Below are 6,605 nucleotides of genomic sequence, written 5' to 3' on the forward strand. Positions count from 1 at the left end.
GAGTGGGGTTGTGTATTCGCACCACGCGCCGGTGCAGTCAGCGCGTTCCTGTGGTGTCATGTCTGCGAAGGTTCTCATGCCTCCTCCTTGAGTTGGTCATAGATGGGTGTGGCCTCCGCATCGTGATGGTTGTCGCCGTCTAGTTGGATGTGGTCGGCGTAGATGGTGAGGTGCACGCGGTGGATGTTGGGGCGGAGTATTTCCACGGTTGGGGCTTCGTCACTGTGTAGGAGTGGGAGGCCGTCGAGGGTGATGCCGCGTGGGCTGACGCGGAGCTTGTGCGGCCTCATGCTTGTTCCTTGGCTGTTTGTTCTGCGGCGTGGAGTGCAAGCCGGAGGGACCGCACTTCGTCGATGGTGAGGGGTTCGATCGGCTCGCCGTCATCCCAGATGGTGATGGTGTTATCGCCGGGGAAGACCCCGACGCTGAAGAAAGGGGTAGCGTCCCAGATGCTGGGGGCTTCGGGGTTGTCCCAGTCATCCTCGTATTGGGCTTGCCACTTGGGGTCTCGCATGTCATACGTGGGTGCCGGGAGGTCATCGGCGAGTAATTCAAACACGTTCAGCAGTCTGGCTGTCTGCTCTGGGGTGTATCCGCGTTTGGCTGCGTGCTCGATTGCTTTCACGGCACGGTCATACTTAGTCATCGTGGGCGTCCTTTATTTCACAGGCGGCGAGGATTGCGTAGGCAGTTTCCCGCCCCTTGGTGGTGTCACCAATGCGGATTTCACAGGGGTCGGAGTCTAGTTCTGCCGGTTCCCAGTCATCATTCGTCTCATCATGGATGACGTGGATGATGCCGTCCTCCACGGACACGTAGCCGTCTTCCATGTGCCATTCGTGTTCCCCGGTGTCGGGGTAGATGCATGGCTCTGGTAGGTCTTCGGCCAGTAGCCCGTAGTCAGCCAGGTGCTTTGCGATACGTGCGGGGCTGTCGCCGTTTTTCATGCCGTGGGCGATGATGCGCTCTGCCCGGTCGTGGTTATCCATCATGGCCTCCTAGGATTCGGTCGATGTGGTTTACTACCGCTGCTGCGAGCTGCTGCTCCGCTGGGGTGCGGGTTGGGTCGATGCTTACGCCCACCCACACCACACTGAGGTCGCGCAGCGCCTCCCGCATGCGTAGGACTTCCTGCGCGAGTGGTGGGGCCAGGGCGATTAGCTCAGTGTTCGCCACATCCTCCGGCTGCGGTGCCGTGCCTTTACCCTTGGTGAGTTCAGCATGTACTGCGAACTTTCGCTCCAGGTTGCATAGCATTCGCGGGTTATCCGGGTGGCGCTCCCACGGTCCGGGTGTGGTCTCAGCGAGGAGGCGCTGGATGTTGCTGGTACTCAGGTCAGTCATTGGTGGTCTCCGTTTCGTGCCGGTTATCAGGCGTGGGTCGGTATATCCAGAACGGCGAAGGGGCAAACGGTATGTCGGGAGGGTAGTGCAATGCGCGTTCTACGGTGCGGAGCCACCTCCACCCGTGCTGCTGGGTGCTCACCGGGTACCAGGCGAACCAGCGCTGCCAAGGGCCAGTCATTGGTGTGCTTCTTCCTGTGTGATGTGGCTGTAGGCTTCGTCTGCGATGACCCCAGTGATGTAGCGAGTTACTGACATGGTGGCGACGGCGATAGCGGCACCGGCTACTGCGAGCACTACTACCGCTGCGGCTTTCATCCGTAGGGGTGCGTCCTCCCCAATGCAGGCCACCAGTCCGCATGCTCCTAGGAATGCTGCGCCTACTAGCGCTTCGGTAATCATTCCTGCACCTCTGTGAGGGTGTAGCGCTTGCCGGTCGGGGTGAGGTTCTGGGGAGATGCGTAAAGCATTTGAAATTCTCCGTAAGCGTTTAGCAGGATTCTTACCTGCCCGGTATTCAGATCACTTTGAAGCATGAGCACTTCCCCGTAGTCGGGGTGCTCCGCCTCCGCGAAGCGGTGCTTCTCGTTGTCCCACCCCACGTCGGCCATGGTGGGGAGTGGCTTCGGGGGCACGACCCTTTTAATCTCGTCCTTCCAGATATTCGCCAAAGCCTCTTTGTTCACTGAATCAGCGCCTATAAAAGCTAGGTCTGACAAATTCTCCAGGGCCGTGTGTGCATCAATGATTTCTTGACGGGTTGGGATGCTCATTGGTTGTCCTTTCGTGGTTGTGTGCCCCAGTGTGTGGGGCTTCGGGTTAGGCGGCGAAGGGGGCTACACCTTGCCAGGTGGTTTCTACGTCTTCCCAGTACTCAATCTGGAAGTCTGCTTTGGTTGCGAGTGCTGCCTCTAGCGCTTCGGGATTGTTGGCCCAGTAGCGATCTTCGATGACAGCAGACACTAGGTCATCGTCCGCATCGTTGGGGTCGAGCTGCACAATGACGGGGTGCACCGTGTTCGGGCCTTCTTCGTGGATGATGGTGAGGATTGCTTCAACCTCAATGTAGTCATCCTGGGGTTGGGTGTAGTAGGGGTATGGGAGGCTCATTGTTGTTTCCTTACTGGTTGGGTGGTGCGGGGTGGCAGCCCCGCCTTACACAACAAATGTTACCCCACATTGTTATGTGATGCAACTTGGGGCTAGCGGATGACGGCGTAAGCACGTGCCGCCTTATCCCCAATCAGCTGGTTTGAATAGTTTTGGTTGACTGACAGCTCTACGTAGTTTCCTGTGGTACCAGACAGGTTGCAGACAATAGTTTTGGTTTCATCCACGTTGAGCACGCTAAAGCGCACGTCGTTTGTGAAGCTGCCGTTTGCTGCCGCGTACCCGGTATCCGTATTGGTGAATTTGGTTTTCACACTGGTGCTTAGGTTTTGCGCGATGTAGTTAACGACGGATTCCACATCGGATAGTGAGGCCATTTTGTTCTCCTAGCTGTCGGTTCCTACGTATTTTGCGTATAGGTGACCGTTGCGCATTTGTGCTTTGAAGCCTTCACCAAACATGATGCCTTTGTTGATGCGGGTGCGGTACATCGACAGGGTTCCTGCTTTGAGTTCGCGTTGTTTGGGGAAGGGTAGCCACCCGGCGTTAGGGTTGTCTGTCTGGTTGGTGATGAGGCTGCGCTTAAAGCGGTCGTACTTGTAGTTGCTCATGGTTAGAACGGTGGGTTTCCTTCCTGCGCGCCTAGGCCTTGCTGGATGTTCTGCTGCGCCTGCTGCTGCGTGGGCTGCGAAGACCAAGCGTTACCCGTATTAGGTTCAGGCCACGCGCTCCCCTGCTGCTGGTTGTCTGCGTACGGGACGGGCAGGCTCACGGTGCCGAGGATTGACCAGTCATCTTGTGGGCCTTTGTCGGATTGCCATTCGAAGTGGTGGATGCGCCCGGTGACGTTTACGCGGTCGCCGGGATGAATGTTGGCGAATACGTCTTTTGCTTCAAATCCGGTGACGGTGACCTTGATGAATTTGGTGGGGCCGTATTCAGTCTGGCCTGCTTTGTCTTTGCGGCTGGATGACCACATGACTGTGAGCGATGCGTATTCGTTGCCGTTCTTGCTGGTGCGCATCTCCACGCCCTTGTCGGTGACGCGGGCGCGGTTGATGGTGATGGTGTCGAATGCCACTAGTTGGCCTCCTTGAGGTGGTTGATTTGGGTTTGCCCAGTTTCGGTTTTTTCGATTAGGCCCGCATCCTCCAACTGGTTGTAGGTTTCGAGGCTGGTCATACGGGTGACCTCTAGGAACTGGTTTGAGTTCATAACGCGGGTGTTGTGAGTATCGCAGTGGGCATTAGCGAGTAGCCACGCGCCCCACGCTTCAGCGGTGAGGGAGGCGTACTTTTCGTTATTTAGTGGCGTGATGTTCACTAGTTACTTCTTTCCGGCTAGTAGTTCTCTTTGATGTTGCGCCGCATCTGGCTGGATACGGTTTGCTTGCTCATTCATCAGTCGTGCATAAACGCTGTCCGATTTCTTCTTTAATGCGCTCTCGCTCTTATCCTCCTTCTTGTGGAGGTAAGAACGCGCCTGTGCACATGACCTGCAAGCACGATGGCCAACTTTTACAGCTGACGGAAGAAGGTTCATCCCTTCAAGTTTGTGACCACGTGGGCAGTGTGTCCTCTGGCTAGGCTTGTGATGCCCGTGTCTAATCGTGTCCAGAGAATTACTATGCGGCGTTCCGTAACGTAGGTTCTCTACTCTATTGTCTGTGGGTATGCCGTTATTATGACAAACGTAATATCCATTCGGTCGCTCCCCTAGGAACGCTTCGGCCACTAAAATATGTACTTTCTTGTGAACTCCTTTACTTCCAGGCTTGTATAGCCCTACGCTTGGGTAATCATTCGGATTAGAAAGCTTCTTAGCCTTTAAGACTCTCCCGCCGACAGTAAGTGTTGCCCCATTCTTCCTAGTGACAACCCTAGGAAGACTGCGTACTTGACCATCATCACTTACTTCGTAGTACCCTTCGAAGCCTGCTATCGGTTTCCATCTAGTCATTTGCACTGCCCTTCAAGTGTTCGTAGATAGATGGAGCCGTGGGGTGAAGCGCGTCGAGTGCCAACCTTGAAACTTCCTGCATCTCAGCATCAGCTCCTGGGGTCAAACGCTTTTGAAGTGTTTCTACCCAAGCGCGGAGGTTGCCAGTCACAACCATGCGGGTTTCAACACAGTTGGGCAGTAGGCCGCGTGCCGCTTCATTGCGCTGCTTTTTCGGCAGGCCTTCTAGTTCATCGCGGGCAATCATGTATGCGGCGATTGCTTCGTCTGCTGCGTTGATGAAGTTGCGTAGGACGTATGGGTCTTCGCTAGCACGGATTGCTGGTGGTACGACGATGTTGATGTTGTCCGCATCAATGAAACGCTGCGATTCCACGCTAAAGCTCAGGTGCCGGTGGCGGGTGAGTTCTGCGAGGAAAGCACGGCTCACGCCGGTGAAGTAGAGGGTGGCGGTGGCGTGCTCGGCGATTGACATGTGCCCCTGCTGGAACAGGGTTCGGCGCAGGTAATCAGCATCGTCATACGTTGCCTCATTAGGCCGGTGGAATGAGCGGTAGCAGTTGCGGCCCGCCATAGTGAGTAGGGTCTCAGCATCCGTACTCGCGTCTTGAATCCCCATCCACTCACTGATTGCCTTTTCGTCAATCTTGGTGTGGGCGAGTAGGTGGACGTTGGGCATTGCAAAGTTAGGCATTGTGGTTCTCCGGGTTGAGGCGCTGGTGTTCGCGGGCGAGGCTGTTAACAGCGGCGAATATGGCGATGAGCGTGATTGATAGTGCGATTCCCATGACGTGGCCTTACAGGGTGTTTGCGGCGACTACGGCCCAGAAGTCAGCATCCTGGTCGATGGTGAAGCCTTCGTCTTCTGCCTGGATGAGGGTGTCGGCAATGGCGTCGATGTTGTGCTCTTCTGCCCATTCACCGAGGGGTTCAATGATTTCGCGCTGGATTGCTTCGTTGCGGGTTTCGTAGGTGGTCATTAGTTTCTCCTTGGTTGGTTGTGGGAGTGGCAGCTCCCTTTTCCTTGGTACGTAACAAATGTTACCCCAAGGGTGTTGTTCGACGCAACTTTTGTTGTGCACCCGCTTTTACGACGCGCTGTGCGCCTGTTTAAGCGGTTGGAATACGCTCTCGGCATGTGGGTGCCAGCGGCCCGGTGTTCGTCGCTCTGCGTGGATGCTGGCCCTACTTTTTGAGGCGTATTGATGTCATTCTGTCAGTAGGTCGAGGATTGGTTGTGTTTGTAGGGCGCTGTTGTTGGGGTTTTGTTGTGTGAGGTAACTCAGTTCTTCTTTGAGTACTTGGCGGATTTTGCGGCTGTGGGTTTTTTGGGCTGCGGTTCCTACTGCGATTCCTACTGTGGGGGATTTGAGCCAGCGGTTTTTGGCGTTGTAGCCGTTGATGTAGGCCTCTTGGGTGCCGTAGTCGATGGTGAGGTGACCTGAGTCTTCGAGTTGTGAGCCTGCGATTTCTATGTCTTCGGAGATGAGGTCGTTGCTCATTGCGGCGAGGCGTACGGGGTGCCAGTCAATAACCCCGGCTTGGTTGAGGTCTTGGTGTGTGTGGAGCATGAGGTAGAGCCATTGCGCGGTGGCTGGGAGGTTACGAAAGCGGGTTTCGTCCCAGATGTTGGGGTGGAGGTTGACGGTGTTTCGTGCGGTGCGGAGTTGTCGGCCTGCCATTAGCGGATTGCCTTTCGGGTACGTGCGAGACGGGTCTTTAGTTCTTGAATGTTGGGGTTGGCGAGTTCCGGGCGTTGCTCTTCGGGCGTGGGGAACACACTGCCTGGCTTGTAGCCTTTGACGGTGCGTTGGTATTTCCGGTCTAGGGCGGTGAGCCGGTAGTTCTCTACGTATTCGGCGGTGGCGGGGTCTTCTGCCCAGCTAGCCCAGACTTGTTTGGCGGCTTTGAGGATGTCGCCGGTGGTGGCTACGTCGCCGGATTGGGCGAGGTGGTTTACCCAGTGGGAGACGGCTTTGTCCCAGAGTTGGGGCGGGTAGTTGCGGGTGGCGAGTTCTTGTGCCCAGGCGTCGATGATTTCCCAGTCGATTTGTCCGGTGGGGGTTTCGAATCGGGGGAAGTACCTTGTGGCGATGGTTTTGCCTTTTTTGAGTACGGCGAGGGCGATGTTTCGTTGGTGTGGGGTGGTCATGGCTAGTGGGCCTGACCCCCGGAAAGTAGACACGTCGGGG

Annotated in this window: 16 protein-coding genes; all 16 read right to left on the reverse strand. The window is 56.1% G+C overall.

Going from position 1 to position 6,605, the window contains the following annotated elements; genetic code table 11:
- Positions 1 to 74: 74 nt before the first annotated feature.
- Positions 75 to 290 carry a hypothetical protein gene (locus HMPREF2526_RS06175; RefSeq protein ID WP_070546462.1) on the reverse strand — a complete coding sequence of 72 codons (216 nt, stop codon included), beginning with the start codon at positions 288 to 290 and terminating at the stop codon, positions 75 to 77.
- Positions 287 to 646, reverse strand: a complete 360-nt coding sequence (locus HMPREF2526_RS06180; protein WP_070546464.1) for a hypothetical protein — start codon at positions 644 to 646, stop codon at positions 287 to 289. The genes HMPREF2526_RS06175 and HMPREF2526_RS06180 overlap by 4 nt, the downstream gene beginning before the upstream one ends.
- The gene (locus tag HMPREF2526_RS06185; protein ID WP_070546466.1) at positions 639 to 992 is read right to left on the reverse strand and encodes a hypothetical protein; all 354 of its coding nucleotides are present in this window, start codon (positions 990 to 992) and stop codon (positions 639 to 641) included. The genes HMPREF2526_RS06180 and HMPREF2526_RS06185 overlap by 8 nt, the downstream gene beginning before the upstream one ends.
- Positions 982 to 1,344 (reverse strand): M14 family metallopeptidase, encoded by a 363-nt coding sequence (locus HMPREF2526_RS06190; protein WP_070546469.1) that lies wholly within the window; start codon positions 1,342 to 1,344, stop codon positions 982 to 984. The genes HMPREF2526_RS06185 and HMPREF2526_RS06190 overlap by 11 nt, the downstream gene beginning before the upstream one ends.
- A 177-nt stretch (positions 1,345 to 1,521) precedes the next feature.
- Complete coding sequence (locus HMPREF2526_RS06195) at positions 1,522 to 1,746, reverse strand: hypothetical protein (RefSeq protein WP_070546471.1); 225 nt, start codon at positions 1,744 to 1,746, stop codon at positions 1,522 to 1,524.
- Positions 1,743 to 2,117: a hypothetical protein gene (locus HMPREF2526_RS06200; protein WP_070546474.1), complete on the reverse strand. Its 375-nt coding sequence runs from the start codon at positions 2,115 to 2,117 to the stop codon at positions 1,743 to 1,745. Before HMPREF2526_RS06200 ends, HMPREF2526_RS06195 begins: the two co-directional genes overlap by 4 nt.
- A gap of 46 nt (positions 2,118 to 2,163) precedes the next feature.
- Complete coding sequence (locus tag HMPREF2526_RS06205; RefSeq protein ID WP_070546476.1) at positions 2,164 to 2,454, reverse strand: hypothetical protein; 291 nt, start codon at positions 2,452 to 2,454, stop codon at positions 2,164 to 2,166.
- Between the two features lie 92 nt (positions 2,455 to 2,546).
- On the reverse strand, positions 2,547 to 2,831 hold the full coding sequence (locus HMPREF2526_RS06210; RefSeq protein ID WP_070546479.1) for a hypothetical protein: 285 nt from the start codon (positions 2,829 to 2,831) through the stop codon (positions 2,547 to 2,549).
- A gap of 9 nt (positions 2,832 to 2,840) precedes the next feature.
- Complete coding sequence (locus HMPREF2526_RS06215; RefSeq protein WP_070546481.1) at positions 2,841 to 3,065, reverse strand: hypothetical protein; 225 nt, start codon at positions 3,063 to 3,065, stop codon at positions 2,841 to 2,843.
- Between the two features lie 2 nt (positions 3,066 to 3,067).
- Positions 3,068 to 3,535 carry a single-stranded DNA-binding protein gene (locus HMPREF2526_RS06220; protein ID WP_070546483.1) on the reverse strand — a complete coding sequence of 156 codons (468 nt, stop codon included), beginning with the start codon at positions 3,533 to 3,535 and terminating at the stop codon, positions 3,068 to 3,070.
- A complete protein-coding gene (locus HMPREF2526_RS06225) occupies positions 3,535 to 3,777 on the reverse strand; it encodes a hypothetical protein (RefSeq protein ID WP_070546485.1) in 243 nt (80 codons plus the stop codon). Before HMPREF2526_RS06225 ends, HMPREF2526_RS06220 begins: the two co-directional genes overlap by 1 nt.
- 3 nt (positions 3,778 to 3,780) lie before the next feature.
- The gene (locus HMPREF2526_RS12900; protein WP_083295533.1) at positions 3,781 to 4,413 is read right to left on the reverse strand and encodes an NUMOD4 motif-containing HNH endonuclease; all 633 of its coding nucleotides are present in this window, start codon (positions 4,411 to 4,413) and stop codon (positions 3,781 to 3,783) included.
- The gene (gene thyX, locus HMPREF2526_RS06230) at positions 4,406 to 5,107 is read right to left on the reverse strand and encodes an FAD-dependent thymidylate synthase (RefSeq protein ID WP_070546487.1); all 702 of its coding nucleotides are present in this window, start codon (positions 5,105 to 5,107) and stop codon (positions 4,406 to 4,408) included. The genes HMPREF2526_RS12900 and thyX overlap by 8 nt, the downstream gene beginning before the upstream one ends.
- A 103-nt stretch (positions 5,108 to 5,210) precedes the next feature.
- Complete coding sequence (locus HMPREF2526_RS06235; protein ID WP_070546489.1) at positions 5,211 to 5,393, reverse strand: hypothetical protein; 183 nt, start codon at positions 5,391 to 5,393, stop codon at positions 5,211 to 5,213.
- Positions 5,394 to 5,621: 228 nt separating this feature from the next.
- Positions 5,622 to 6,095 carry a hypothetical protein gene (locus tag HMPREF2526_RS06240; RefSeq protein ID WP_070546491.1) on the reverse strand — a complete coding sequence of 158 codons (474 nt, stop codon included), beginning with the start codon at positions 6,093 to 6,095 and terminating at the stop codon, positions 5,622 to 5,624.
- On the reverse strand, positions 6,095 to 6,605 hold a 511-nt coding region (locus HMPREF2526_RS06245; protein WP_210384398.1), incomplete at its 5' end, for a hypothetical protein. The genes HMPREF2526_RS06245 and HMPREF2526_RS06240, both read right to left, overlap by 1 nt.

The sequence above is a fragment of the Corynebacterium sp. HMSC070E08 genome (genome assembly GCF_001808895.1).
Lineage (GTDB): Bacteria > Actinomycetota > Actinomycetes > Mycobacteriales > Mycobacteriaceae > Corynebacterium > Corynebacterium hiratae.

What these genes read in the sequence shown, in the direction of transcription:
- HMPREF2526_RS06175 (WP_070546462.1), bottom strand. Translation starts at nt 290, where the DNA reads ATGAGGCCGCACAAGCTCCGCGTCAGCCCACGCGGCATCACCCTCGAC.
- HMPREF2526_RS06240 (WP_070546491.1), bottom strand. Translation starts at nt 6,095, where the DNA reads ATGGCAGGCCGACAACTCCGCACCGCACGAAACACCGTCAACCTCCAC.
- HMPREF2526_RS06215 (WP_070546481.1), bottom strand. Translation starts at nt 3,065, where the DNA reads ATGAGCAACTACAAGTACGACCGCTTTAAGCGCAGCCTCATCACCAAC.
- HMPREF2526_RS06190 (WP_070546469.1), bottom strand. Translation starts at nt 1,344, where the DNA reads ATGACTGACCTGAGTACCAGCAACATCCAGCGCCTCCTCGCTGAGACC.
- thyX (WP_070546487.1), bottom strand. Translation starts at nt 5,107, where the DNA reads ATGCCTAACTTTGCAATGCCCAACGTCCACCTACTCGCCCACACCAAG.
- HMPREF2526_RS06235 (WP_070546489.1), bottom strand. Translation starts at nt 5,393, where the DNA reads ATGACCACCTACGAAACCCGCAACGAAGCAATCCAGCGCGAAATCATT.
- HMPREF2526_RS06180 (WP_070546464.1), bottom strand. Translation starts at nt 646, where the DNA reads ATGACTAAGTATGACCGTGCCGTGAAAGCAATCGAGCACGCAGCCAAA.
- HMPREF2526_RS06210 (WP_070546479.1), bottom strand. Translation starts at nt 2,831, where the DNA reads ATGGCCTCACTATCCGATGTGGAATCCGTCGTTAACTACATCGCGCAA.
- HMPREF2526_RS06205 (WP_070546476.1), bottom strand. Translation starts at nt 2,454, where the DNA reads ATGAGCCTCCCATACCCCTACTACACCCAACCCCAGGATGACTACATT.
- HMPREF2526_RS06185 (WP_070546466.1), bottom strand. Translation starts at nt 992, where the DNA reads ATGATGGATAACCACGACCGGGCAGAGCGCATCATCGCCCACGGCATG.
- HMPREF2526_RS06195 (WP_070546471.1), bottom strand. Translation starts at nt 1,746, where the DNA reads ATGATTACCGAAGCGCTAGTAGGCGCAGCATTCCTAGGAGCATGCGGA.
- HMPREF2526_RS12900 (WP_083295533.1), bottom strand. Translation starts at nt 4,413, where the DNA reads ATGACTAGATGGAAACCGATAGCAGGCTTCGAAGGGTACTACGAAGTA.
- HMPREF2526_RS06200 (WP_070546474.1), bottom strand. Translation starts at nt 2,117, where the DNA reads ATGAGCATCCCAACCCGTCAAGAAATCATTGATGCACACACGGCCCTG.